The 26,075-nt window shown below is 50.2% G+C and carries 27 protein-coding genes; 15 read left to right on the top strand and 12 right to left on the bottom strand.

Annotated features, from left to right (window positions below; genetic code table 11):
- Positions 1–93: 93 nt before the first annotated feature.
- Genes rsmB through def form a run of 3 tightly spaced genes read right to left on the bottom strand, consistent with a single transcriptional unit; the run spans position 94 to position 2,878 of the window.
- Positions 94–1,389, bottom strand: a complete 1,296-nt coding sequence (gene rsmB / locus AAC007_RS06950) for a 16S rRNA (cytosine(967)-C(5))-methyltransferase RsmB (RefSeq protein ID WP_339675520.1) — start codon at positions 1,387–1,389, stop codon at positions 94–96.
- On the bottom strand, positions 1,386–2,372 hold the full coding sequence (gene fmt / locus AAC007_RS06945) for a methionyl-tRNA formyltransferase (protein WP_339675519.1): 987 nt from the start codon (positions 2,370–2,372) through the stop codon (positions 1,386–1,388). Before fmt ends, rsmB begins: the two co-directional genes overlap by 4 nt.
- Positions 2,369–2,878 carry a peptide deformylase gene (gene def, locus AAC007_RS06940; protein ID WP_219043320.1) on the bottom strand — a complete coding sequence of 170 codons (510 nt, stop codon included), beginning with the start codon at positions 2,876–2,878 and terminating at the stop codon, positions 2,369–2,371. The genes fmt and def overlap by 4 nt, the downstream gene beginning before the upstream one ends.
- A 187-nt stretch (positions 2,879–3,065) precedes the next feature.
- Between def and AAC007_RS06935 the strand changes: the two genes are divergently transcribed.
- The 6 genes from AAC007_RS06935 (at position 3,066) to AAC007_RS06910 (ending at position 8,761) form a co-directional block, all read left to right on the top strand.
- A complete protein-coding gene (locus AAC007_RS06935) occupies positions 3,066–4,091 on the top strand; it encodes a LysM domain-containing protein (protein WP_339675516.1) in 1,026 nt (341 codons plus the stop codon).
- A 54-nt stretch (positions 4,092–4,145) separates the two neighbouring features.
- Entirely contained in the window at positions 4,146–5,231 is a 1,086-nt protein-coding gene (dprA, locus tag AAC007_RS06930; RefSeq protein ID WP_339675514.1) for a DNA-processing protein DprA, read from the top strand.
- Between the two features lie 163 nt (positions 5,232–5,394).
- Positions 5,395–5,961, top strand: coding sequence for a Sua5/YciO/YrdC/YwlC family protein (locus AAC007_RS06925; RefSeq protein WP_339675513.1), 567 nt, complete (start codon positions 5,395–5,397; stop codon positions 5,959–5,961).
- Between the two features lie 39 nt (positions 5,962–6,000).
- Positions 6,001–6,903: an oxygen-dependent coproporphyrinogen oxidase gene (gene hemF, locus AAC007_RS06920; RefSeq protein WP_339675511.1), complete on the top strand. Its 903-nt coding sequence runs from the start codon at positions 6,001–6,003 to the stop codon at positions 6,901–6,903.
- 21 nt (positions 6,904–6,924) lie between these two features.
- The gene (gene aroE, locus AAC007_RS06915; protein ID WP_295873375.1) at positions 6,925–7,758 is read left to right on the top strand and encodes a shikimate dehydrogenase; all 834 of its coding nucleotides are present in this window, start codon (positions 6,925–6,927) and stop codon (positions 7,756–7,758) included.
- Between the two features lie 34 nt (positions 7,759–7,792).
- Complete coding sequence (locus AAC007_RS06910; protein ID WP_339675508.1) at positions 7,793–8,761, top strand: calcium/sodium antiporter; 969 nt, start codon at positions 7,793–7,795, stop codon at positions 8,759–8,761.
- A gap of 11 nt (positions 8,762–8,772) precedes the next feature.
- Here the strand turns inward: AAC007_RS06910 and AAC007_RS06905 are convergent, their stop codons facing one another.
- Positions 8,773–9,330, bottom strand: a complete 558-nt coding sequence (locus tag AAC007_RS06905; RefSeq protein ID WP_339675505.1) for a gamma carbonic anhydrase family protein — start codon at positions 9,328–9,330, stop codon at positions 8,773–8,775.
- A gap of 150 nt (positions 9,331–9,480) precedes the next feature.
- Here AAC007_RS06905 and AAC007_RS06900 point away from each other — a divergent pair, with 150 nt between their 5' ends.
- The 3 genes from AAC007_RS06900 (at position 9,481) to AAC007_RS06890 (ending at position 12,272) form a co-directional block, all read left to right on the top strand.
- Positions 9,481–11,514 (top strand): M3 family metallopeptidase, encoded by a 2,034-nt coding sequence (locus AAC007_RS06900; RefSeq protein WP_339675502.1) that lies wholly within the window; start codon positions 9,481–9,483, stop codon positions 11,512–11,514.
- Positions 11,515–11,516: 2 nt separating this feature from the next.
- Positions 11,517–11,804, top strand: coding sequence for a YheV family putative zinc ribbon protein (locus tag AAC007_RS06895; RefSeq protein ID WP_219043329.1), 288 nt, complete (start codon positions 11,517–11,519; stop codon positions 11,802–11,804).
- 87 nt (positions 11,805–11,891) lie between these two features.
- On the top strand, positions 11,892–12,272 hold the full coding sequence (locus AAC007_RS06890) for an STAS/SEC14 domain-containing protein (protein ID WP_296435127.1): 381 nt from the start codon (positions 11,892–11,894) through the stop codon (positions 12,270–12,272).
- A 77-nt stretch (positions 12,273–12,349) separates the two neighbouring features.
- Here the strand turns inward: AAC007_RS06890 and AAC007_RS06885 are convergent, their stop codons facing one another.
- From AAC007_RS06885 to AAC007_RS06860, 6 genes are all read right to left on the bottom strand, one after another.
- Positions 12,350–13,567 (bottom strand): saccharopine dehydrogenase NADP-binding domain-containing protein, encoded by a 1,218-nt coding sequence (locus AAC007_RS06885; protein WP_339675499.1) that lies wholly within the window; start codon positions 13,565–13,567, stop codon positions 12,350–12,352.
- A gap of 413 nt (positions 13,568–13,980) precedes the next feature.
- On the bottom strand, positions 13,981–14,697 hold the full coding sequence (locus AAC007_RS06880) for a divalent cation transporter (protein WP_339675498.1): 717 nt from the start codon (positions 14,695–14,697) through the stop codon (positions 13,981–13,983).
- A gap of 16 nt (positions 14,698–14,713) precedes the next feature.
- Positions 14,714–15,574 carry an alpha/beta hydrolase gene (locus AAC007_RS06875; RefSeq protein ID WP_339675497.1) on the bottom strand — a complete coding sequence of 287 codons (861 nt, stop codon included), beginning with the start codon at positions 15,572–15,574 and terminating at the stop codon, positions 14,714–14,716.
- Positions 15,575–15,629: 55 nt separating this feature from the next.
- Positions 15,630–16,055, bottom strand: coding sequence for a CBS domain-containing protein (locus AAC007_RS06870; protein ID WP_296435132.1), 426 nt, complete (start codon positions 16,053–16,055; stop codon positions 15,630–15,632).
- Positions 16,056–16,275: 220 nt separating this feature from the next.
- A complete protein-coding gene (locus AAC007_RS06865; RefSeq protein ID WP_339675495.1) occupies positions 16,276–17,142 on the bottom strand; it encodes a pirin family protein in 867 nt (288 codons plus the stop codon).
- A gap of 30 nt (positions 17,143–17,172) precedes the next feature.
- Complete coding sequence (locus AAC007_RS06860) at positions 17,173–17,775, bottom strand: NAD(P)H-dependent oxidoreductase (RefSeq protein WP_339675492.1); 603 nt, start codon at positions 17,773–17,775, stop codon at positions 17,173–17,175.
- Between the two features lie 116 nt (positions 17,776–17,891).
- Here AAC007_RS06860 and AAC007_RS06855 point away from each other — a divergent pair, with 116 nt between their 5' ends.
- Together AAC007_RS06855 and AAC007_RS06850 are read left to right on the top strand one after the other, a co-directional pair.
- Positions 17,892–18,788 carry a LysR family transcriptional regulator gene (locus tag AAC007_RS06855; protein WP_295873401.1) on the top strand — a complete coding sequence of 299 codons (897 nt, stop codon included), beginning with the start codon at positions 17,892–17,894 and terminating at the stop codon, positions 18,786–18,788.
- A gap of 65 nt (positions 18,789–18,853) precedes the next feature.
- Positions 18,854–19,411, top strand: a complete 558-nt coding sequence (locus AAC007_RS06850) for a DinB family protein (RefSeq protein WP_296435135.1) — start codon at positions 18,854–18,856, stop codon at positions 19,409–19,411.
- 1 nt (position 19,412) lies between these two features.
- On the opposite strand, the gene AAC007_RS06845 is transcribed toward AAC007_RS06850, so the two are convergent.
- Positions 19,413–19,742: a hypothetical protein gene (locus tag AAC007_RS06845; protein ID WP_295873406.1), complete on the bottom strand. Its 330-nt coding sequence runs from the start codon at positions 19,740–19,742 to the stop codon at positions 19,413–19,415.
- A gap of 169 nt (positions 19,743–19,911) precedes the next feature.
- Complete coding sequence (locus tag AAC007_RS06840) at positions 19,912–21,249, bottom strand: MATE family efflux transporter (protein WP_339675490.1); 1,338 nt, start codon at positions 21,247–21,249, stop codon at positions 19,912–19,914.
- Positions 21,250–21,696: 447 nt separating this feature from the next.
- Here AAC007_RS06840 and coxB point away from each other — a divergent pair, with 447 nt between their 5' ends.
- The 4 genes from coxB to AAC007_RS06820 are packed head-to-tail and all read left to right on the top strand — an operon-like array spanning position 21,697 to position 26,032.
- Positions 21,697–22,854: a cytochrome c oxidase subunit II gene (gene coxB, locus AAC007_RS06835; RefSeq protein WP_295873410.1), complete on the top strand. Its 1,158-nt coding sequence runs from the start codon at positions 21,697–21,699 to the stop codon at positions 22,852–22,854.
- Between the two features lie 12 nt (positions 22,855–22,866).
- Positions 22,867–24,426: a cytochrome c oxidase subunit I gene (gene ctaD, locus AAC007_RS06830; protein ID WP_219043341.1), complete on the top strand. Its 1,560-nt coding sequence runs from the start codon at positions 22,867–22,869 to the stop codon at positions 24,424–24,426.
- Positions 24,427–24,438: 12 nt separating this feature from the next.
- Complete coding sequence (locus AAC007_RS06825) at positions 24,439–25,011, top strand: cytochrome c oxidase assembly protein (RefSeq protein WP_219043342.1); 573 nt, start codon at positions 24,439–24,441, stop codon at positions 25,009–25,011.
- A 40-nt stretch (positions 25,012–25,051) separates the two neighbouring features.
- Complete coding sequence (locus AAC007_RS06820) at positions 25,052–26,032, top strand: cytochrome c oxidase subunit 3 (RefSeq protein ID WP_295873415.1); 981 nt, start codon at positions 25,052–25,054, stop codon at positions 26,030–26,032.
- Positions 26,033–26,075 lie beyond the last annotated feature (43 nt).

Here is a 26,075-nt window from a genome sequence, read left to right as displayed (position 1 = left end):
CCGCCGCGATGGTAATGCGCTTGCGGTGGAAATAGCTAATAGTGTTTAGGCTGTCATTGTGCGGCGCAGGGGTGCCGCACTCAATAGCCGCGATCAGGGTTTTTTACGAAACTTTGCGTAAAAGAAGCCATCGTGCCCTTTAATTTGCGGAAATAGCTGTCGGCATCCCCCTTGATCTACCCCCCACTTTGCCGTGATCGGTACTAATTCGGCGTCTTCGTGGCGGTTCAGAAACCTACTTACTTGCTCGATGTTTTCTGCTGGCAGCAAAGAGCAGGTAGCGTAAACAAAAGCGCCCTCTGGCTTTAAGCACGTCCATAGCGTATCTAACAGCGTTGCCTGTAGCTCTACTAAGGGCGCTATATCTGTTGCGAGCCGATTCAGCTTGATATCAGGATTGCGACGAATAACACCGGTTGCGGAACAGGGGGCGTCGAGTAATATGCGGTCAAAGTGTTTGCCGTCCCACCATGCGTCAGTATCGACCGCATCTGCGCATACCATGGTCGCGTTTAGTTGTAGGCGATCAAGATTATCTTGAATACGGCTTAGTCGTTGCTCGTCTATTTCTAAGGCGACGAGCTCTGCTAATTGGGGTTGGCATTCTAGGATTGCTCCGGTTTTGCCACCCGGTGCTGCACAGGCGTCGAGGACTCGTAAGCCTGGGCTTAGTTCAAGCAAGTCGGTGCATAATTGGGCCGCTTCGTCCTGCACGCTAGCATGGCCATCGCGGAAGCCCGGCAAGCTATCAACACTGACGGCGTGTTCAAGGCGGATACCGCTGCCAGAAAAGTCGCAGGCTGTCGCTGCGATGTCGGCGTTCGCGAGGATGTTTAAATAACTGTCGCGGCTTTGATGCAGGGCGTTTACCCGCAGGCAAAATGGCGGATGGGCATTGCTGGCGTCCACGATGGCCTGAAGCTGTTCCGGCCAGGCGGATTGCAGTGAGTCGAATAACCACCTTGGAAATGCCGCCTCTGCAGCGGGGTTCAGTGTCGTGAATAAGCTGTCGTGTTCGCGCTGGCAGCGACGCAAGATCGCATTTGCCATACCTGATGCCCACTTCTTACCTAAGGTACGACAACCTTCAACGCTGCTATTAATGGCGGCGTGGGGCGGTATACGTGTGTAAAAAAGTTGGTAGGCGCCAACGTAAATGAGCATTTTTACGTCGCTGTCTTTCGCTTTTAGGGCTTTGCTAAAAAATGGTTTGAGCGCAGCGTCTAGCTTCCAGTAAAACCGCAGAGTACCGTAACAGAGTTCCCGGTAAAGTGAGCGTTGCGATGGGTCTAGGTCTTGTTCTACCCGAGTTAAAACACGGGACAGTGAGCTGCCTTCTTGCTCGATATTTGCCAAGCAGCGCGCGGCGGCAACCCGTGGACATTTCATAGTGTGCCTGTTGGCGATGCCATTAAAGTGCCTGGGCTAAATTGCGCGGCGCGGGCATTGAGAATATCGCGCGCTGCCAGCACTTTGCCGCCGGGCATCTGTAAATCGAGAATACGCAGTGCACCAATACCGCAGGCGATGGTGATGCCTGATTTATCGGCGTTGAGAATTTCGCCTGTCGCGGCCGAGTGTTGATGCGTCGCAAGGGCTTCGGCGCGCCAAATTTTTATACGCTCATCATTTTTGCTGTCGGCGAATCGGGTAAAACATATCGGGAAGGGATTGAACGCCCTGATTTTTCGATCTAGTACATTGGCATCTTGCCGCCAGTCGATTTCAGCCTCCGCTTTGCCAATCTTAGCTGCGTAATTGCTAAGACTATCGTCCTGGCTTTCTGGCTGCGCTTTGCCCAGTGCGAGATCCTTTACGCTGTTTAATAAAGCGGGGCCACCAATGTCTGCTAGGCGCGCAAACACATCTGCGGCGGAGTCGGTCGGGTGAATGGCGCATTCAACTTTGCTTAGCATGGCGCCGGTATCGAGCCCGACATCCATTTGCATGATGGTGATACCCGTTGTTTGGTCGCCGGCTTCAATTGCGCGCTGGATAGGCGCCGCACCGCGCCAGCGTGGCAGCAATGAACCGTGCACATTCACACAGCCCAGGCGCGGTATATCCAATACACTTTGCGGTAGCAACAGACCATAGGCGACCACAATCATTAAGTCTGCTTGAAGACTGGCAAGGGTGTCGCGATCTGCGCTGTCCTTGAAATTTATTGGTTGATATACGGGGATGCCCGCCGCTTCGGCACATACTTTCACTGCGCTGGGCAGCGTCTTTTTGCCGCGCCCAGCGGGGCGGTCTGGTTGGCTGTACACGGCGACGATTTGGTGGCTACCGTCGTCGATAAGAGCCTGTAAATGCTGGGCGGCAAAATCAGGGGTGCCTGCAAATATCAGTCGCAGTGAGGGTGTGCTCATGACGATTTTTGCTTGTGGAGTTTTTCCATTTTGCCGCGGATACGATTGCGTTTAAGCGGTGAGATGTAATCGACAAAAAGCTTGCCTAAGAGGTGGTCGTTCTCATGTTGAATGCAAACGGCCAATAAGCCCTCTGGCTCCATCACAAAAGACTCGCCGTTGCGATCTAAGGCTTTTACGCGGATATGTTGCGGTCGCGCCACCGTTTCGTAGAAGCCTGGTACCGATAGGCAGCCTTCATCGTATTCAAAAATTTCTTGATCGAGCACGCTAATCTCTGGGTTGATAAACACCAGTGGTTCACTGCGGTCTTCGCTTACATCGATAACAACAATTTGTTCGTGGACGTCGATTTGACTTGCAGCGAGGCCGATACCCGGTGCATCGTACATTGTCTCGAACATGTCATCGATGAGGGTGCGGATGCGATCATCGACATTCTTTACCGGTTTTGCCACTGTTCGGAGTCTTGAGTCGGGAAATTCAAGAATTTCAAGTACAGCCATAGTAGTTCTTAACCATTTATCGTGTAAGTTGTGTAACTATTGCTAAGATAATGATTGAGTAGACATTTTCGCCTACAAATTATTCGCCTGTTGCAGCGTATCCTCTATATTATACAGAGAGCGAATAAGAAATGCCTGATTCTTGCCATTTGCTGGCGGCCAGTTTAGAGAGTAATAGGATTAAATTATGAAGAACACGGTATTGGGGCTTTGTCTGGGGCTGATGATGGCGTTTGTCCAAGCCGGTGACGTGCTCACGTTGAAAGCTGGTCATCCGCAAACCTATGTGGTTAAAAAAGGCGATACGCTGTGGGATATTTCGGGCATGTTCCTGAACGACCCTTGGTTTTGGCCAGAGCTTTGGTATTACAACCCGCAGGTAAAGAACCCGCATTTAATTTATCCCGGCGACGTGTTGAAGCTGATGTGGGTGGATGGCAAGCCTGTGCTGGTGCGAGATTCGATGCCAAATAACAGTGTGGTTAAGCTGACACCAGAGATGCGTATTTCAGACATCACTGACGCGATTCCCGCGATTCCCTTAGATGTGATTGCGCCCTTTCTAACGCGCAGCCGTGTCGTGACCGACGCAGAGTTAGAGCAAGCGCCTTATGTGCTCGCCGGCAAACGGGGCAATATCGTTGCCGGTGCGGGGGATCAAATTCTAGGCCGTGGTGACTTCAGTAAGGACGAAACCTACGGTGTTTATCGCCGCGGTCAGGTATATCAAGATCCACAAACAGGTGAAATCTTAGGCGTTGAGGCAACCGATATTGGTACGGCAAATTTGCTGGCGACCGAAAAAGACGTTGCGACCTTGACGCTTAACCGCAGCACTCAAGAAATTCGCCGCGCCGATCGATTCCTGCCGATGGAAGTGCGCCACCTGCACGCTCGCTTTGAGCCCAAGGCCCCAGCGCAAAACAGCGAAGGTTTTATTATCGCCGTCGAGGGTGGTTTAACCCAGATAGGCAGTTTAGATGTGGTGACCTTAAATTTGGGCGACCAGAGTCAGCTTGAGGCTGGTGATGTGTTGGCAATTTACTCGACGGGGGTGGTCGTTACCGACCCCATTACTAACGAGCGAGTAAAAGCGCCAGATGTGCGCTCCGGTATTCTAATGGTGTTCCGCACCTTTGATCGTGTGAGCTATGCCCTGGTGTTGAAAGCTGAACAGCCGTTAAAAGTGGGTGATTTAGTTAAAAACCCTTGATGAAATCCTTGGGCTGCTGAAAGCAGCCCCACCACTGTACGCAAGGATGCGAATGTGGAAATACTTGCTCGTCGCTGGCTTCAGGCCCAGCAAATATTAGCGTTAACACCGGCGAATTTTCGCCATGTGATGACAATCTGCGAAACACCCCAATCAATCTTTGAATTGCCTAAGGCTATGCACGAGCATTTGGGCATCCGTTCGAACCGACGGCAACGCTTACAAAAGCAGTTGCTGGCGCCCGATCATGGCGCCGTCGATGACGCCTTAAATAGCGCCAATGCCGACGTCATGTGCATGCATGACGATGACTACCCCGCCCTGCTCAAGGAAATTCACGATCCGCCGCCACTGCTCTACTACCGAGGTCGTCGTGAATTGCTGAGTCAGGTTTTGTTTGCGGTAGTCGGCAGTCGCCGTCCCAGCCGCATGGGCAGAGCAGACGCGCAGGCGTTTGCTGGGGCGCTGGGTCAGGCCGGTTTTACGGTTGTTAGCGGTTTGGCTTTGGGTGTCGATGCTGCCGCTCATATGGGCGCGATTGCGACCCCGGCCTCTACAGTCGCGGTATTGGGAACCGGAGTGGATCATTGTTATCCCCGCAGCAATGCGGCGCTCTATCAGCAAATAGGTAGCGAGGGCTTGTTATTGAGCGAGCTGCCCTTGGGCAGTCCGCCTCTGCGTCATCAATTTCCCCGTCGAAACCGGCTAATTAGCGGAATGAGCTTAGGCGTTTTGGTCGTCGAAGCGGCAAGGCATAGCGGTTCGCTAATCACCGCTCGGCAAGCCCTGGAGCAGAACCGCGAGGTGTTTGCCATTCCGGGTTCAATTCATAATCCCGCTAGCCGCGGTTGCAATGCCCTGATCAAACAAGGCGCTAAATTAGTGGAAACCCTCGCGGATATCGTCGAGGAATTTTCAGCTTGGACTAGTGTGGCTGCCGCTGAGCCGGCAGCAGGCAAACACCCTGGGCCTAGTTTACATTCTCAAGTCTACGACGCATTGGGCTATGAACCCTTATCATTAGACGAGCTCGTTCAGCATTCTGGTCTTGGTGTAACTGAGCTACTTGCCGACTTAAGTGATTTAGAGGTGGAGGGCTGGGTGGAGCAGCTTCACGGAGGTTGGCAGCGATGTCGATAGCGCGAGACGTGTCGCTATGGACACCGAGTTTTCATAGTGAGTATTATTTCAGTCTCTTTTATCCGGTGTTACTTCTGTAATTTACAGCTCATTGATCTATAAAAACGGGTATACTTTGGCCGCATTTTGTCGCTTTCGCCAATCACTATGCGGATCTATTGTTATGGCCTTGCCTGATTCCTATCGGCTGCGCCGCGCCGCCGCCTTGCTGCGAGCAGGTGCTGTTGTCAGCCACCCAACCGAAGCGGTGTGGGGTTTAGCCTGCGTGCCTTGGGATCGCGCGGCGGTCACGCAAATCCTGCAAATGAAAAAGCGCGACCCCGCCAAAGGCTTAGTATTGGTGGCGGATTGCACTGCGCGGTTCGAGTCAATACTAGTAAATCTACCTGATACCATTCGTGAAACTGTCGAAGCGAGTTGGCCCGGCCCTCACACATGGGTAGTGCCGGATTTTGGCTGGGCGCCAGGGTGGATTCGCGGCCGTCATCATAGCGTGGCTATTCGTGTTAGTGACCACCCACTTACGTCGGCGCTCTGTCGTGCGGCGAATACCTGTTTAGTCTCTACGTCGGCTAATCCCGCAGGGCGAGAGCCCGCAAGAACACAGTTTGAAGCTCAACACTATTTCCGTTCACAAATTGATTGCTACGTGCCCGGTCGTACCGGCGCCTTGGCTCAGCCTACAGATATTCGCGATGCACTGAGCGGTGAGGTTTTGCGTGGGGCTTGAGACGATAACGGTGTCTGTGTGGGCAGCCGTGGAGAGAATATGAAAAACATTGATATCGCCGCCGTAAAGCAGTTTTTACTGTCCTTACAAGATCGAATTTGCGATGAGCTTAGCGCCGTTGATGGCAAGGCTGACTTTGTCGAAGACGACTGGGGTCGCGGTCGCAGCCGCGTGATAACTGATGGCGCGGTGTTTGAAAAAGGTGGGGTGAACTTCTCTCACGTTCAGGGCGACGCGATGCCTGGCAGCGCCAGCGCACACCGGCCAGAATTAGCTGGTCGCAGTTATCAGGCAATGGGGGTGTCATTGGTGATGCACCCGCAGAACCCCTACATTCCAACCAGTCATGCCAATGTACGGTTTTTCGTCGCCGAAAAGCCCGGTGAAGAACCGGTTTGGTGGTTTGGCGGAGGCTATGATCTCACCCCCTACTACGGTTTTGAGGATGATTGTCGACATTGGCATCAAGTGGCAAAAAATGCCTGCGAACCCTTCGGCGCGGAGGTGTATCCAAAGTACAAAAAATGGTGCGATGACTATTTTTATATGGGGCATCGCGATGAAGCTCGCGGCGTGGGTGGCTTGTTTTTTGACGATCTGAACGAAGGCGGATTTGAGCGCTGTTTTGAATTTATGCAGGCGGTTGGTAACTCCTACACCGAGGCTTATATACCGATTGTCGAGCGTCGCAAAACCATGACGTGGGAAGATCGGCAGCGTCAGTTTCAACTCTACCGCCGCGGCCGCTATGTGGAATTTAATTTAGTCCATGATCGCGGCACCTTATTTGGCTTGCAAAGCGGCGGTCGCACCGAATCTATTCTTATGTCGCTGCCGCCCTTGGTGAGATGGGAGTACAATTGGCAGCCCGAGGCAGGTAGCCCCGAAGCCGCTTTAACATCCGATTTTCTGCCGGTTAGAGATTGGCTTTCAGCGGAATAATAAAGGCAGTGATTCTGAGTTATGGAAAATAAAGATCAGTACGCAGTGTACGGAAACCCCGTTAAACACAGCAAATCGCCGCAGATTCACGCGGCATTTGCTGAGCAGACTGGGCAGCAATTGCACTATCGCGCGCACAAAGTAGAGCTAGGTCGGTTTGCAGATGCGGCTGGGCAGTTCTTTCGCCACGGTGGCAAGGGCTTAAATATAACTGTGCCATTTAAGTTAGATGCCTTTGAGTTTGCGGGTCAATTGAGTGGTCGCGCGCGTCGAGCTGGCGCGGTAAATACCCTTGCTTTGCAAGATGACGGCACCGTCTATGGTGACAATACCGATGGCGTTGGTTTGGTGCGGGATATTCACGACAATCTTGGCTGGCAATTAAGTGGCCGCCGAATTTTGGTGTTGGGTGCCGGAGGTGCGGTGCGCGGCATTTTAGGTCCGCTACTAAAGCAGGGTCCTGCCCATGTGCTGGTGGCGAACCGCACAGTGACTAAAGCACAAAGTGTGGCTAAGCACTTTGATGGGCTGGGACATGTGGCGGGTTGCAGTTATGAAGGGCTGGCTAGCGGTCAGTTTGACCTAATTATAAATGGCACTAGTGCGAGTATGAGCGGAGATTTACCGCCGCTTCCCCACCATATATTGAGTAATGATGGCTGCGCCTACGATATGATGTACGGCGCCGAGCCAACCCCGTTTATGCGCTGGGCTGCCGGTGAAGCCGCTTGGGCGGTGTCCGATGGTTTGGGGATGTTAGTCGAGCAGGCCGCAGAGTCATTTTGTATTTGGCGCGGTGTACGGCCAGATACCAAACCGGTTATTGAATTAGTTCGTCAATCTTTGTCGGCGTAAAAACGATGCCGGCGTTCTAGTTGGAAATTATAGTATGTTGTTAACTGTTGTCGCCTTGATTGTGGGCTTAGTTTTGCTTGTGTGGAGTGCCGATCGTTTTGTTATTGGTGCATCTGCGACGGCGTCAATATTGGGTGTCTCGCCCTTGGTAGTGGGTATTTTGGTGGTGGGTATTGGCACCTCTGCGCCGGAAATGCTGGTCTCTGCCATTGCCGCGGTGGATGGTCAGCCCGGCTTGGCAGTGGGTAATGCGCTGGGTTCTAATATCACCAATATTGCCTTGATCTTGGGCTTTACAGCCCTGCTCATTCCGCTAAATGTGCAATCCAAGCTGATTAGCCGCGAAATCCCGCTGTTAATTTTGGTGATGTTGGTGGGCTTTTTTCTGCTGTCTGACAATGATCTCGGGGTAATGGACGGCACAATCCTACTGGTGGGCTTTTTGCTGGTGGTACTGAGGCAATTATGGGAAGCCAAACACAGCAAAGGCGATAGCATCGAGGCGGAGTTCGCCGCTGAAATTCCTCGCGATATGTCCCTGTCGGTTGCCCTGGGCTGGTTGTTACTTGGCTTTATATTACTGATCGCATCGGCGCGGGTGTTGGTGTGGTCGGCGGTAGACATCGCGCAGTTCTTCGGCCTTAGCGATTTGGTGATTGGTCTGACGGTGGTTGCAGTGGGAACAAGCTTGCCTGAGTTGGCGGCTTCGGTAGCTGCGGCGCGCAAGAACGAACACGATATCGCCATCGGCAACGTGGTGGGGTCGAATCTATTCAATTTGCTGGGTGTCATGGCGCTACCGGGTGTGATTGCCCCCGGCGCGATTGATGAAAAAGTGATGAGCAGAGATTATCCGGTGATGTTATTGCTAACCGGGTTATTCTTTTTGGTCGCTCGCGGGCCGCGCAGAGCCCGCCGCATATCGAGAATAGAGGGTGGTGGTTTATTGCTAATTTACGTCGCCTATGTCGTCTACCTGCTGCATGACGCTGGTGTTTATTAATTCACCTTTAGTTAAGTATCGAGCGCAGCAATGTGACGATCTTTTAGTTTGGCGTAGTTAGTTGCGCTGTAGCTAAAGTAGCTGTACTCGCCTTCGGTAAGTTCTCTAATGGGTTTCGCTGGGCTGCCTACGTATAGCCACCCGCTCTGCAAGTGTTTGCCGGGTGGTACCAGCGAATTGGCACCCACAACCACATTGTCTTCAATTACGGCGCCATCCATGACAATCGTGCCCATACCAATAAGTACACGGTTGCCAATACTACAGCCGTGTAAGGTAACGCTGTGTGCTACCGTCACTTCGTCACCAATTGTAAGCGGATAGCCTTCAGGGTTGTACGGCCCAGCGTGGGTAATATGCAGCACGCTATTGTCTTGAATACTGCTGCGGGCACCAATACGGATACGATGCATATCGCCGCGCACCGTGGTGTTAGGCCAAATTGAGCTGTCGTCGCCAATACCGACGTCGCCGATGACTACCGCACTGGGGTCGATAAAAACACGCTCTCCCAAGATCGGGCTGTGCTCTTCAAACGACCTTACAAATTGCTCGGCTCGGTAACTCATTACTTGTCTCCATAATTGATACGACTGGCATTTATTCAGTTGGAAATCTACATAGTCGTCGCTAAAACGATGTTAACAGGCTTCGAGCGGCCTGTAGATTTGTTACACTGGGCGACATTGTTTTCAATAGTTTATAAGGTCTTTTGCACCATGACGGCTAATAGTTTACCGATATTCTCTACGCTTGACCCAAAGGCAATGGCTAAAGAGTGTGAGACATTGCTCGCGGATTCTCGACAGCAGGTGGCGGCGGTGGTTGCGGACGTGCGCAGTCCGGATTGGGATAATTTAATGGCGCCGCTTGAAGAGATTGATGACAAGATTGGTCGTTTTTGGGCGCCGATGAGTCATTTGCACAGCGTGCTTAGTGGTGAGGCCTGGCGCGAAGCGTACAGCAACTGTCTGCCTTTGCTGACCGCATACAATAGTGAAATGGGGCAAAATCGGCCCCTGTTTGATCGGGTCCAAGCCTTTGCTGACAGCGGTGAATGTCAAGCTTTACCTGTTCCGCGTCAGAAGGCGGTCGCCAATATGCTGCGTGATTTTACCCTGTCGGGTGTGGCTCTAGACGGTGAAAATGCGCGCCGCTTCGCAGCGATTCAACAGCGCTTAAGCGAACTTTCTACCGGATTCTCAAACAACGTCCTGGACGCGACCGATGGCTGGGAAAAGATCATTGACGACGCGAATGACTTAGCTGGTGTGCCCGCCACGGTGCTGGATAATTTAAGGGAGTCCGCTAAGGCCAAAGATTTGCAAGGTTACCGCTTGAGTTTGGATATCCCCAGTTATTTGCCGATTATGCAGTACGCCGATAATCGTGAACTGCGTGAAGGGATGTACTCTGCCTATGTAACCCGGGCGTCGGCGGTGGGGCCGCAGGGTGGCAAATGGGACAATGGGCCATTGATGGTTGAGATTTCCCAGCTGAGGCAAGAAATGGCTCAGTTACTTGGCTTTGCTCATTATTCTGATTATTCACTGGCTAGCAAAATGGCAGAGTCGAGTCAGCAAGTGATTGCATTTCTAGAGGAGTTGGCAGCGGCGAGCAAGCCCGTCGCCGAGCAAGATTTTGCAGACTTAAGTGCCTTTGCCGCGCAGCACGGTGTTGCGGAATTACAGGCATGGGATGTCGCGTATTTTAGTGAAAAATTAAAAGAAGCCTCGTTCACTCTTTCTCAAGAAGCCTTGCGTCCCTATTTTCCGGCTGAAAAAGTGATAAGTGGGCTGTTTAAAATTACGGGGCAATTATTTGATATTGAGATCTCCGCTCTAGACGATGTGGATTTTTGGCATAAAGATGCACAGTGCTACCGCATTTCACGCGGCGGAGATGTCCTCGCGCATTTCTACTTAGACCTCTATGCGCGCAGTAACAAACGCGGTGGCGCATGGATGGCCAATGCGCGCGGGCGTCGCGTTTTGGCGGATGGCGATATCCAGCAGCCGGTGGCGTTTTTAGTGTGTAATTTCTCGCCGCCAACCAGCGATCGCCCTTCGCTGTTAACCCATAATGAAGTTACTACCCTCTTCCACGAGTTTGGCCACGGTCTGCATCACATGCTGACTAAAATTGATTGCTTAAGTGTGTCGGGCATTAGCGGTGTTGCTTGGGACGCGGTGGAACTACCCAGCCAGTTTTTAGAAAACTGGTGCTGGGAAAAATCGGCCATTCCAGATATCTCGGCGCACTACCAAAGCGGTGAGCCCTTGCCGACGGATATGCTTGAGAAATTACTGGCCGCTAAGAACTTTCAGTCTGGCATGCAGATGCTCAGGCAAATTGAGTTTTCGCTGTTTGATTTTAAATTGCACATGCAATCGGCTATTCGCGATGAGGCCGATATTGATTCGGTGCTTAATGCGGTACGCGATCAAGTCGCGGTATTTCAACCGCCGAGTTTTAATCGATTCCAAAATAGCTTTTCGCATATTTTTGCCGGTGGATACGCCGCTGGATACTACAGTTATAAATGGGCGGAAGTACTGTCGGCGGATGCGTTCTCACTGTTCGAGGAACTGGGCGTGATGAATGTTGACGTCGGTGAAAAATTCCGCGCAGAGATTCTTGAACGCGGTGGCTCGGAAGATGCAGCGGTACTATTTAAAAATTTCCGCGGGCGCGCGCCTGGGAATGACGCCTTACTGCGGCACTCCGGTATTGCTATCGCGAAGGGAGCTTAAACGTGGCCACTGTATTTAACCAACGACGTTTTATCGCGGGTGCGGTGTGCCCAAAGTGTGCCGAAATGGATAAGACGGTGCTGTATCGAACGTCGGATGTTGAGCAAATTCGTGAATGCGTTCGCTGCGGGTTTAAGGAATCTATTCGCGACGATACCGGAAAAATTGAAGAGCCGACCACGCGAGTAAATCAACCTCGTCCGGGTGAAGAAGTGTTAGCCCATGAAGATGAGATACATATTGTGTCTCTAATTGATCCCCGAGATGGGCGAAATCGAAGCGATCATTGAGTAATAATACCCATTTGCAGTTTATGGGGAACGCAAATACGGTGATCTTGCCTATACTTTATACAAAGCATTTGCGGAGGAAATTCCATGCTGGAGTTATTGACCCTTCCTTTCCCCCACGTTGTAGGTGTTAGGGTTTCTGGCAAGATTAATCACAACGACATCGAGATTATTTTGCGTGAAGTTGAGCGCAAATTGATCGAGGAAGATAATTTAAATATCTTTATTGAACTCGAACATTTTGAAGGCTTTACAGTGCGCGGTTGGCTAAAAGAAATGCGTTTTTTAGCCAAGTATATAAATCGCTTTACGCGCACTGCCATCCTAGGTGAGCCGCGTTGGTTTAATCGGGGTTCAGCACTTATTACACGAGCCTTTCCCAATATTGAAATTGATCACTTTATTCCCATACAAAAAGATGAAGCATTAATTTGGGTGAGTGAGCGCGATGTTGGAGCGCTTGGATAAGTAGCTGCGTGATTACTGAGTACGGCGGCTATGTTAATTCATATGCCGCCAGCACTCGGTGTTTTCTGCATTTTGTGTTACTTGATAAGGCTGAAAGTCAGGCCCGAGTAAGCTTTTAGGCGCTCGATTAAGGTGTTACCAAAGCAGCTTGCGGGGGTAAGTAAGCCACCTGCTACTTGAGTTTTATCGATATCCCGCGCTAGACATATACTTGCCTGCCCCAGCATTTTCGCGGTTGAGCCATAGCCCGGATCGCGGTCGCCAGTAACTCGGCATTCCAGCTTTTTGCCCGATGCAGTTTTGCCGTAAAAAAGCATATCGTAAAAGCCGGTTTCCTGCTCTTGTGGGCTGGGGCCTTCGCCGGGTGATGGCAGCAAGCGAGAAAGAAGCCAGCGGCCGGGGCTGAGACTGGCCGTTAACATAAATCCAGCTAGGCCTCCGCCAATAGCGCCTGCTTTGACTCTGCCGCTGAAGCCTTTGCCGACCATCATGGCCTCGTCGTAGAGAAATGGCTTCGCGTAATTATCTTTTAGTATTGAATTCGAACGCTGCACAATTCGCGTATTTATTGCCGCCATAATAAAGGGCGTGGTCCAGCTTCCACAGCTACTATCAAACTGCGCCAAGCCCGTATTAATTTGGCGTGCTTTTGCGGTTTCATTGGGGCACAGCGAATACGGGTCTGCCATTTCTTTGCGAAGCGCGGGATTGTTTGAGGCTTCTTTCATAACATTGATTAGGCTGGCAAAGGTGCCGCCGGATAATCCACCTTTGGCGGCTTTTACCCGCATACTGACGGACGTGCAGTTTTCGTCAAACAGCTCTTTGCTTTGTTGCTGGGTATAGAATACGCCGAGATCGGAGGGGATAGAGTCAAAACCGCAGCAATTTACTATTCGTGCCCCAGAGGCTTTGGCGACGGCATCGTAGCGTGCAATCATTTTACTTATCCACTGTACTTCGCCGGTCAGATCGCAGTAGTCGGTGCCGGTTTCCGCGCATATTTTGACTAGAGGCTCGCCGTATAAGGCGTAGGGCCCCACCGTGGTGGTAACTACGCTGGTTTGTGCGCACAGGGCACGCAGTGCGTCTTCGTCGGCGGCGTCGGCAATAATGATGTCTAAATCGGCTTTGTTAAGTTTGGCTTTTACCGCCTCAAGCTTGCTGGCAGAGCGCCCGGCTATTGCCCAGCGTAGCGCGGGTTCTTCGCGATTTTTACTCAAGTACTGACACAGTATTTCGCCGACAAAGCTGCTCGCACCGAAAACGACAATATCGTATTTGTTCTGTGTCATAGGTCTTCCCCTGTTGGGCCAATTTAAAATGACTAAGCGTTCTTAGGGCAGGAGCTTAGCACTATTTGTTCACTGTCAACATTGATTGTGAGAATGCAGAATATTATCGAGGACAATAGCGTTGAGTTTGTTCGGCTTTGTCTATTCGGCCACGAGCAAAATTTAAATTACCGAGGTCAATAAGCCTATTTGTAGTGCGGGGTATTTGACTTGCATTTGCCGCGGTCATTATCGTCTAGAATTTTCTCGCATTCTTGCAGACGCCACTCGCGTGATTGATCGAAGGATGAGCTTCCGCATGCACAGAGCAGGCATGCAAGTGAAAGGATAACTAGGATTCGCATAATAGCTCGTTAAATAATGTGTGGCTGATCAAGTGTACCTGAGGCGACAGGGCTGTGGTATGCGGTCAACTAATATTGACTTAGAACGACACCCAGCATAGCAATGCTAAATCCGATAACGGCGCCGAGTGGCGGGCTACGGTGTTTGCGTATTGGTATTTGCGGGGCAATATCTTGGAATATGAGATAGAGAATGCCACCACTGGCGATCAGCATGATGCCACCTAATATTTCGTGTTGATCTCCAAGTACGCTGAAGCCCGCCACGCCAAATAGTGGCCCCAGGGGAAGCAGTGCCAGCATCATAAGTAGCACTTTTTTGGAAGAGTGCCCTGCGTCAGTAAGCTCTTTATAGGCATTAAAGCCTTCGGGTAAATTTTGCAGGCCAATGAGCACGGCTAGCAGCATGGTACTGTCTGCACCGCTCGCGGCGATACCACCGAGTGCCAGTGATTCGGGCACATAATCTAGTAACATTCCGGTGAGTTGTGGTGCCGAGCGACGATGAATATCCAAGTATTTTTCCAAGCAATAGAAAAATACCCCGCCGCTAAGCATAAGTGCAATCGCCCACGGTGAATGATTGAGGTGCTCAAGGGCGTCGGGTACTAAAACAATGGCGACGGCGCCGAGTAAAATACCAGCGCCTAAGGCAATAACGCTATGACGAAATTCTTCATCGAGCCACTGCCGCTGAATGCGAGTTTGGCTGGCAATAAACCCGCCGATAGGGATGCAGGCGCCGGCTGCGGCAGTGAGTAGAATAATATTGAGCATGCCGTGCATAAAAGTGTTAGCTACATTAATTTGTACTGGGTAAGTAGGTGCTGAAACGCGCATCTACACTGCGAATGAAATCTTCTACTTGTCGTGTGTAGTCAGAGTCTGTCCCGAGCTTGCCATTGATATCGCCGTGGGATAAATCAAGCCTTATTTGCCGTGCATTGACACCAAGCTCCTGGGCCTTTTTGGCAAAGGCATTGGCTTGTGTACAGCTATGTTCACGCCGTGTTGAGCAAACCAACAGTATTGGCTGTACATTTTTGTGAAGATGTTGAATAGCAGAATTTTTGCGCCAATAGTTAGGGTCGTTGCCAAAGGCACGATCGTATAGCCGCGGATGATCTTGGGTCATAAGGCGATTGATATCTAGTGCGGCACTGTCTAATAGAATGGCCGCTTGAATGCTAGTCAGAGTTCGTGTGTCTGTAAGTGTGGGGTCCGTCATCACTAGAGAAACTAAGTGCGCGCCGGCGGAGTGGCCCATGACGATGATTTTTGAGCTGTCTGCGTGCCAGTCGCTAGCGTGCGCTTGCACGTGTTCTAAGGCTTTCGCGACATCCCTTGCCTGCTGGTAGGGATCGGTTTTTGGTAACATTCGATAATTGATAGAGATGAATACCCAGCCACGTTGTCGCCAGCGCTCGACTTTTGCCTTTACTACCTGGTGATTTTGCTTGTCCCCAATGCGCCAAGCGCCACCGTGAACCATAAACATGATGGGGCTATTTGCTGTGTTGTCGGGCAGGTAGACATCGAGTTTCTGTTTTTTGGCGTCGCCGTAGGAAATGTCTTTAAGAGTCTTGGCATGTGCCGTCGTTCCCGCGCAAAGAGACAAGAAAAATAGAGGAAAAATGAATGAAGCCAGTGATAAATTTTTCATTCGCCCTTCCCTATTGATCAATTGGCGAAGCATTCGCGCCGCCTTTTGGCTAGGGCTACGATTTGACGTTGGGTAGATCACAGGTGGTGCGGTTGGTCCATAGTGATTCTAATATCGCACTTCGCGTAATTAGGCCGATCAGTTTGCCTTCGTTGGCTACCGGGTAGGACTTGGGTTTGTTTTTCCCCATTTTTTGGGCGAGATCGATAATAGACGAGTCAGCTTCTACCGCTAATACTTCCCGACTCATTACATCATCAACAATCGGAGCGCCTTCACAGTGGTAGCTGCTGACCAGCACGGAGTGGATACAGTCTTGTTCTGACACAAAACCCACTAATTCATGTTGCTCGTTGATAACCGGGAGGCCGAATACGCCATGCTTTAGCAATGTTTGCACCACTTCGCCAAGGTCACAGCCTTGTTTCACGAAGGGTGATGGTGAGGTCATCACGTCCCGTACCAGCATTGATGTAGTCATAAATTACTCCGCTAGAGCTGTATGCTTACTATATCGCGCTTGAGTCGATAGCGTAAATATAATGTTACCGATCACCAATAAAGGTTTTGGCTATCGAAAATGCTTGTTCGGTGAATTACTGCTATTGCTGAGTTTAACCCAATTTTGTTGTTAACTGGATTTGCCGAGGCACCGGTTATTGCGATGATGAGTGTTTTGGGTAGCCAGATTGGCTACCCAATTATGAAGCCGTGGTAAGTACGCCGTCGCGGTAGTCTCGCATTGCCTGCTCAATTTCGTCGCGGGTATTCATCACAAAGGGGCCGTATTGCACTACGGCTTCGCCTATTGCCTTCCCGGCCAGAATTAATAGCTTGGCTCCGTCAGCGGTGCTTACTGTGAGTGATTCGCCGTCGCTGAGTATCGCCGCTGCGTTATTACTAAGCTGTTGGTCGCCAATCTCTGCAGTTCCCTCATAAATATATACCAGTGCATTATGCTCAGGCTTTAGGGTGACGGTCGCGTTTTCGCCCGCGCCAATGCGCAAATCGATATAGACAGGGTCAGTACTCAGTCTTTGCCCATCTAAGCCATTGATATATCCGGTCGCCGCTGCGCCATTTATTTCAGAGCGGCCGGCAATGAGCACGGCCTCACTATGTTGGCTCAACCTTAAATGGGGGATGTGCTCGGCCGAAATATCTCGGTAGCTCGCAGCTTGCATTTTCTCGTTGGCGGGCAGGTTGATCCACAACTGAAAGCCGCGCATGCGCCCCGCTTCCTGTTGTGGCATTTCGGAGTGGATAACGCCGCGTCCAGCAGTCATCCACTGCACACCGCCGTCTTTGAGATGCCCTTTGTTACCCAGATGGTCTTCGTGAAGCATATGACCTTCAAGCATATAGGTGACTGTTTCAAAGCCTCTATGCGGATGCGAGGGAAATCCCGCCAGATAATCCGCAGGCTCGTCGGAAAAAAACTCATCGAGCATCAAAAACGGGTCATGACGAGCGGTGTTGGACTGTCCGAGACTGCGTTTGAGTTTAACGCCCGCGCCATCAGAGGTGGCTAGCGCCGAGATTATCTGTGTCACTGTGCGAGTCGTCATGAGGTTTTCTCCTTCGAGTTCTTGCTTGGCTTAGGCTGCTTTTTCAAGTAATTGCGTGCGGGCATCGGCAAGCGCTTTGTCTGCTATATCGGGCCCCATATTCAGACCTTCGGCGTAAACAAATTCAATATCACTGATCCCCATCAAGCCCAATATGTGGCGCAAGTAAGGGGTTTGGGTGTCCATCGGAGTCTCAACGTACTTGCCGCCGCGGGCAGCGAAAACGTAAACCTTTTTATTGCTAAGCAAGCCTTCTGGGCCATTCGCGGTATAGCGGAAGGTTTCCCCTGCGCGGGCGACGTGGTCTATATAGGCCTTGAATGTTGATGGCACGCCTAAGTTATAAAGCGGAATGCCAAGCACAATAATATCCGCGTCGCGCAATTCATTTATTAACACATCTGATTCCGCCACGATAAGTTTTTGCTCTTCTGTTCTTTGTTCGGCGGGCGTGACAAAGGCGGTGAATCGCTTGCCGTCCAAGTGCGGGATTGGGTTTGCATGTAAGTCGCGAGACATCAGTGCAGAATCATCAAGCTTGCTTCGCAAGGCCTGAATAAATTGATTTGCCATCTGGCTGGATTTACCGTCTTCGCCAAATAAGCTGCTATTAATGTGAAGGATATTCGTCATGGTGTGCTCCTTAAAATAAATGTTGGCTTGTCACTGCCGATGACCTATTAAACTATTGATAAATTTGTTTAAAAAGCGCAATTTATTGACATTAATTATCAGGAAAGTTGATGTTTATGGCGGGGCCTAGGACAAATTTAGAGCAGTGGTACTGTTTTTTGGCAGTTGTGGATGAGGGCAGCTATGCCCGCGCGGCGGAGGTATTGCACAAAAGTCAGTCAGCCGTGACCTATACCATTCAAAAGATGGAAGAACAGCTTGGTGTAAAGGTGTTCGAAATCCAGGGTAGAAAGTCGCAGCTGACCGAGGTGGGGCAAATGTTGTACCGCCGAGGCCGCGCGTTGATAGATGAAGCTTTGCGTTTGGAAAAATCGGCTAAGTCAGTCGCAGCGGGCTGGGAGCCGCAATTGCGAATTGTTTGCGACACCCTGTTTCCTAGTCACACGATGTTAGATTGTTTGGCTGATCTCAGTGAAAGCTGTCCAGATACGCGCATTGAATGTGTTGAAACAGTCTTAAGCGGCGCGGAAGAAGCTCTGCTTGAGCGGCGCTGCGATGTGGCGATTACGGGTATTGTGCCGCCGGGATTTTTGGGAGATCACATTCTTAGAGTGAAGTTTATTGCGGTCGCACACCGAGACCATGCCCTTCATAAATTAGATCGTCAGTTAGATTATCGGGATTTACGGCCGTTTCGACAGGTGGTGGTTCGAGATTCCGGCGTGCGTCGGCAGCGCGATGCGGGGTGGTTGGAGGCCGCGCAGCGCTTAACTGTTAGTCGTATGGAGTTGTCTATAAGTGCAGTCGCGCGCGGATTAGGTTTTGCGTGGCTACCCGAAATAGCGATGGAAAAAGAATTAGAGAGTGGCGAAATTATGCCTTTGCCCATGATTGAAGGTGGCGAGCGCTATGCCGATTTATTTTTGATTTTACCGAATCGAGACCTAGCTGGCGCCGCGGCTTTGCGCTGCGAAACATTGCTAAAAGCGGCTACCGAAAATTTAGTTTGTTAATCATGAGCTTGGGCAAATAAGTTAGGGCCGGATTTGGCCGTATATTGAGTTGATGGAGTTTTAAAATGGGGCGTCAACAACAGTTTGAATTGATGGGCCGATATAACCGAGATATGAATCAGCGTCTATACGCGGCAGCGGCGGCCATGGATGAGGATCAGTTAGCCAGTAATGTCGGTGCCTTTTTTCACTCAATTTTAGGCACCTTAAATCACCTCTACGTGGCAGATGTCATGTGGTTGCAGCGCTTTGCGGTGCATCACTTTTCCGCTGCGAATCACCTTTCAGATGTGGCAGCCATGGCGCGTCCTACCGCCTTAAATCAAGTATTGCATGAAGATTTTGAAGAGTTGTTTCGCGTTCGACGAGCGCTTGATACAACGATTTGTGCGTGGACGGAGAATTTACAAGAAGTGAGTTTTGATCGCCCGCTAGCTTATAAAAACAGTAAAGGCCACGATTTCTGCAAGCCGTTTGGATTGGTGTTACAGCATTTCTTTAATCATCAGGCGCATCATCGCGGTCAGGTAACCACCCTGCTGAGTCAGCAGGGTGTGGATGTAGGCGTAACTGATTTACTGCTTTGGATCGAGGAGTTGCCGTTTGAATCGGCTGAAAAGTAGATTAGTTGGCGGCGAAGGTGGAGCGGACGTCGTTTTGCTTGTAGAACACGACAAGCTCGTTATATGCGTTCGTGACTCTTTCCATGCGATTGATTGCCGCGTTGTAGCTGACAGGCGAAACCTTTTTGCCGCAGGCTTCTAATCGTTGGTCTGCATCCTCAATGTAATTGCGGACTTCTTTTTCAAGTTTCACAACTTGCGCAAACGTCGTTTCTTGTAATCTGGGAATCTCAGGTGCGCGATAAGCCGCGCGCGCCGCACAGTCGGCAAAAACGCCATTACTGATAACACTCAGTAACAATAGGGCCAGTATATTGGCGGTGTTTCTCATTGGTCATACCTCTAAATAAAAAATGACGCAAAATGGTTTCAAGACGTTGGGCAGGAGGGGTGATACCTATATGCACAAATATTGTTACGCAGGTTTGCGGATTAATCAACCGCTAACGGCTATCTTGCGTGAGTTTCGGGATCTTGCGTTGAGTGATATTGTTTTTGTGTTACGGATGGTAGCGAACTTCGGATTTCCGCGCGGGTAGATTTTTTAACACACTTTGCTTAAATAGCGTGGCTAAACTTATACCGCGGGCCAAATTAAATACACTGAACGTTAACCAGAGCCCGTGGTTGCCCCAGTGTCGCGTGGCAGCCCAGAGCGGCAGGTATACGGCACATACGCAAAATATCATGCACCATTGCATGGCCCTGGTTTTTAGCGCCCCAATGTAAATGCCATCGAGCAGGTAGCTGGGCGCGCAAAGCAGCGGAAGCCAAACGAGCCAGAAATAATACTCATTAAGCAGCCCGTTCACGGCTGGCAAATCAGTCATTCCGTTAATGATCAGGGGTTTAAGTAGAAATAAAAGTGCGCTCACGGCGATGGCTGTTATCGCGCAATAATTAGTACAGGCGCGGCATACAGCCATCAGGATGTTAGGATCTCGACGCTTGTAAGCTTCCCCCACAAGTGCCTCAGCAGCATGGGCAAAACCATCTAAGCCATATGCACTAATCATCATAAGCTGCAGTAGTATAGCGTTCGCCGCGAGCTGGTTTTGACCAAGGGCAGCGCTTTGGGCGGTAAAGAAAGCAATGCTAAATAGCAGTGCAGCAGTGCGAATAAAAAGCTGTAAATTGCTACTAAAAAGCGTCTTAAGACTGGGCCCGTATGACCAAGTTTGCGGTATGCCAAGTCTTAGCATTCGCGCTAGCGGCATCCGAACTGACCATAGTGCTAGACAAAAGCCGCAATATTCACTGATAGCACTGGCAGCGGCTGCGCCGTCGCTTTGGTAGCCCCATTTGATAATAAATAGGTAATCTAGGCCAATATTAAGGATGTTGCTTGCTACTGCTATGGCCAGAGGCCAGCGAGTTTGTTGTTGACCTATGAGCCAGCCTACCACCACATAGGTGCCGAGAACGGCGGGTGCGCTGTATAGGCGAATTGATAAGTAGCTTTGGGCTAAGGGATGCAGAACTTCGTCAGCATTCATTATTGATAAGCCAATATGGCCGAGTAAGTTCCCGCCGAGAAGTATAAGCGCGGCAATAGCCCAGCTAAAGGCGAGCGCTTTTATAAGTAAGCCGGCGCCCTCCTTGTCGTTATGCGCTTGGGCGCTAGCGCCGGTAGTGCCCATTCTTAAAAAGCCGAACCCCCAGTACATGAAGGCAAGCAGGCTGGTGCTTATTGCAACGGCACTTAGGTAGCGACTGTCGCTGAGATGGCCGAGGATGGCGGTATCGACGATACCAAGAAGTGGCACAGATAAATTTGCAAGGATCATTGGCCCAGCTAGGGCTCGAATGCGTAGCTTGACAGGGTTCGCAGTGGTCATGGGTGAGGCATATCGCTTAACTAGGCCTAAGCGCACAAAATTAGGGCGGAAACAAACTGAACTTGAGGTCAGGATTAAATTAGATTTTACCCTATATCTAGTGGTTACAGTCGCACATTAACCCTTTAATTGGTGGGGATAGGCTGAAAGTGACGGGACTAAGTTGAAAGCCACAGCTTAATCCTTTAATGCAGAGTAGCGCTGGTGCATTTAACGGGTTTATAATTGCGGCGTTTTGTCGCACCCAAAGTAGTGTTTACGGGTAAAGCGATGCACAAATTACGAATGAATCTCAATACGGATTTTACGAAATTCGCACTGGGATTTGTTTGTGTCTGTTTAAGAGTTCAATTTAACGATTGTGTTCCCCCGGCAGATCAAAAACTTGTCCATCGCCTGTCCAAACCGGCTTAGGGGTCTTTATTAACTGTACATGGAGACACGGGAATGTATTTACAAGCGAAACGGCTGCTTAAGCTGGCGCTTAGTCCTGTGCTAATGCTGCTAAGTCTGTTTAGTGCCGGCGCATGGGCCGAAGCAGGCGAGCGTTGGCAAACCAATATGGCCCCCGGTGTTACCGAGGTTGGTCATCAAATTTACGATTTGCATATGTGGGTTTTCTACATTTGTGTCGTAACAGGCATAGTGGTTTTTGGCGTGATGTTTTACTCGGTATTTGCCTACCGCAAAGAGCGTCATCAGGAGCCGGCAACTTTTCACGAAAATACCCGCGTGGAAATTGCTTGGACAATAGTTCCATTTCTGGTTTTGTTGTTTATGGCTGTTCCAGCCACAAAAACACTTATCGAAATCTACGACACTGATGACGCTGATCTTGATATTTTGATCACCGGTTACCAGTGGAAGTGGAAATACGAATACATCAACCCGAATGGCGACAACATCAGTTTCTTTTCGAACCTGTCGACCGATGGCGCAGAAATTGCGAACACCGAAGCCAAAGGCTCCAACTACTTGTTAGAAGTTGATGAGCCATTAGTTATTCCAGTTAACACCAAGGTGCGCTTTCTGGTAACGGCTAACGACGTATTGCACGCGTGGTGGGTACCTGCACTGGCTGTTAAACGCGATGCGATTCCTGGTTTCATCAACGAAGCATGGACTAAAGCGACTGAAACCGGTGTTTACCGCGGCCAGTGTGCGGAGCTATGTGGACGTAACCACGGCTTTATGCCAATTGTGGTTAACGTGGTTGAAGAACCTCAGTACCAGGCGTGGTTGGGCGAGAAGCAAGCCGCCGCTGCTGAGATTAAAGAGTTAATGGCAAAAGACTTTTCTTTGGAAGAGTTGGTCGAGCGCGGCAAGTCTGTGTACACCAGTAGCTGTTCAGCGTGTCATGGTGCAAACGGCGAAGGCGGTGTTGGTAACGCAATCGCTGGTAGCCCAATTGCGACCGGCGCAATGAAAGAGCACACCGATCGCGTTGTGAACGGTGTACCTGGCACAGCTATGCCAGCATTTGGTAGTCAGCTAAATGAGGTGGATCTTGCTGCTGTAATTACATATCAGCGCAACGCCTTTGGTAACAACATGGGTGACATGTTGCAGCCAGTTGATATTTACAAATTCAAGAAAGGTCAGTAGGGGGATTACACCATGGGTGCTCATCACGGACCTGCTAAAGGTTTGACTCGGTGGTTATTTACCACCAACCATAAAGACATCGGTACGATGTACTTGTGGTTCAGCTTTGCGATGTTTTTATTAGGCGGCTCGTTCGCTATGATTATTCGCGCCGAGCTTTTTCAACCAGGCTTGCAAATAGTCCAGCCTGAGTTTTTCAACCAGATGACCACCATGCATGGTTTGGTCATGGTTTTCGGTGCCATTATGCCGGCCTTCGTTGGTTTGGCTAACTGGATGATTCCGATGATGATCGGCGCGCCAGATATGGCTTTGCCACGGATGAACAACTGGTCGTTCTGGATATTGCCACCAACGTTCCTATTGCTGGCGTCTACCTTGTTTATGGATGGGGGTGGTCCTAACTTTGGTTGGACGTTCTACGCGCCACTGTCTACGACGTATGCGCCACCAAGCGTGACCTTCTTTATATTCGCGGTTCACGCCATGGGTATATCGTCGATCATGGGTTCCATCAACATCATCGCTACTGTAGTTAATATGCGCGCGCCTGGCATGACCTACATGAAAATGCCGATGTTTGTATGGACTTGGTTGATCACTGCGTTCTTATTAGTTGCTGTAATGCCGGTATTGGCCGGTGCAGTAACCATGATGTTGATGGATATTCACTTCGGTACCAGCTTCTTTAGTGCGGCCGGCGGTGGTGACCCAGTCTTGTTCCAGCATGTATTCTGGTTCTTTGGTCACCCAGAAGTTTACATCATCATTCTGCCAGCATTTGGTGTCGTGTCAGAGGTTATTCCAACCTTCTCTCGCAAGCCTTTGTTCGGTTATGACTCAATGGTTTACGCAACATCATCAATCGCGTTCTTGTCGTTCATCGTATGGGCTCACCATATGTACACGGTAGGTATGCCGATTGCTGGCGAACTGTTCTTTATGTACGCCACTATGTTAATTGCGGTACCAACGGCGGCGAAGGTGTTCAACTGGATCACCACCATGTTCAAGGGTTCTATTACGCTTGAAACGCCAATGCTGTTTGCGATCGCCAAGGTGTTCTTGTTCACCGTCGGTGGTTTCTCTGGTCTGATGCTGGCAATTGCGCCTGCTGACTTCCAGTATCACGACAGTTACTTTGTTGTTGCTCACTTCCACTACACAATGGTTGCAGGTGCGATCTTCGCGCTGTCTTCTGCCGTGTACTACTGGATTCCAAAGTGGACCGGCAAAATGTACAACGAGACGATGGGTAAAACCCATTTCTGGATCTCGTTCATTGGTTTCAACCTGACTTTCTTCCCGCAGCACTTTGTGGGTCTGGCAGGTATGCCGCGTCGTATTCCTGACTACAACCTGATGTTTGCTGACTTCAATATGATGTCATCGATCGGGGCGTTTATTTACGGTGCCAGCCAGTTGTTGTTCTTATTCAATATTGTTAGAACAATTACCCACGGCAAGCCGGTCAGCGATCCGAAAGTATGGGAAGGTGGAACGACTTTGGAATGGACAGTGCCTACGCCTGCGCCATACCACACCTTTACGACTCCGCCCCAGCTTAAGTAAGAGGCAGTAATTATGGCGACTCAGGCAGACAAAAATATCAAAGTGCTCAGCGTTAAGCTGGCGGGTTTGGTAGTTGTAATGTTTGCGTTCGCCATGTGGGTTATGCCCCCGCTTTACAATGCGTTGTGTGAAGCGTTGGGCATTAACGGGAAGACTAACGGTCAGCAGTACACGGTTGTAGATAGTCAAATCGATACGAATAGAATTGTGAAGGTACAGTTTGTTGCGCAAAACAATGAAATGATGCCTTGGGAGTTTGCGCCAAACACCAGTCAGATTGAGGTTCACCCAGGTGAATCTAATCAAGTCACTTATTACGCAAAGAATACGCAAGATAAGTTCATGGTGTCGCAGGCAATTCCCAGCATTGTTCCGTCCCGCGCTGCTGAGTATTTCCACAAAACTGAATGTTTCTGTTTTAATCAGCAGCCCTTAGCGGCAGGAAAAAACGCAGATTTGGCACTACAATTTATTATCGATCGCGATTTACCCAAAGATATCCACGTAATTACCTTGTCGTACACAATTTTTGATGTAACCGAGATGGCGGCGAAACAGGATTCTGTTGCGGCATCATCGAAATAGAAAAGAGATTTTTCTCTCCCGAGAAAATGGAGATTTAACAATGGCGGGTCAAAGCAATACAGGGCACGAAACTTACTACGTGCCCGACAGTAGCAAGCTTGCTGTCAGCGCATCGATTGGTATGACAGCTATCGTTTATGGCGCTGCCAGCGTCATTAATGACAGCAGTTATCGTGCAGGCGAAGATACCAATTCCGGCTTTATTCTATATGCCGGTTTATTTTGGTTGGCGGCTACTCTGTTTGTATGGTTTAGCACGACGATTCGTGAAAACCGTGCGGGCATGAACAGTGCACAGCTTAAGCAATCCTATGTGATTGGTATGCAGTGGTTTATCTTCTCTGAAGTGATGTTCTTCGGCGCATTCTTCGGCGCGCTGTTCTACATCCGCAACCTTTCTGCGCCATGGTTGGCGGGTGAAGGTGCCGGTGCAATGAATACCCTGTTGTGGCCTGGTTTTGAGTACACGTGGCCTCTGCTGGAAACACCGCAAGACGCAATTGGTGGCGTACAGGCTCAGGCAGCGGCTGGACATTTGGCAAACAACGGTGCATTCGTTGGTGCTGAGCGCAGCTTGTCGTTCCCAGGTTTTGCAAACATTGGTCACTGGTTACCGCTCTACAACACGGTAATTCTGTTGGCTTCAAGTTTCACCTGCCACATTGCTCATATGGGCATTAAGCAGAATGACCGCAAAAAGTTTAATATCTGGCTGTTTATTACCGTTGCTCTGGGCTGTATCTTCTTGTACCTACAGTACATGGAATACCATGAGGCTCTGTTTGAGTACGGCATCCGTTTGAACAGCGGTGTTTACGGTACGACGTTCTTCATGTTGACCGGTTTCCACGGCTTTCACGTGGCAATGGGTACCTTCATGTTGTTAGTACAGTGGTTGCGTTCAAAAACTAAAGGGCACTTCTCGGCAGAAGACCAGTTTGGCTTTGAGGCATCGTCTTGGTACTGGCACTTTGTAGACGTGGTTTGGGTATTCTTGTTCTTGTTCGTTTACATCTTGTAAGCGCACTCAACTAGTCGCTCAATGGACTTGGCCGGTACATCTG

This window comes from uncultured Zhongshania sp. (genome assembly GCF_963975605.1).
Taxonomy (GTDB): domain Bacteria; phylum Pseudomonadota; class Gammaproteobacteria; order Pseudomonadales; family Spongiibacteraceae; genus Spongiibacter; species Spongiibacter aquimaris.
This window is presented reverse-complemented; position numbering and strand designations above follow the sequence as displayed.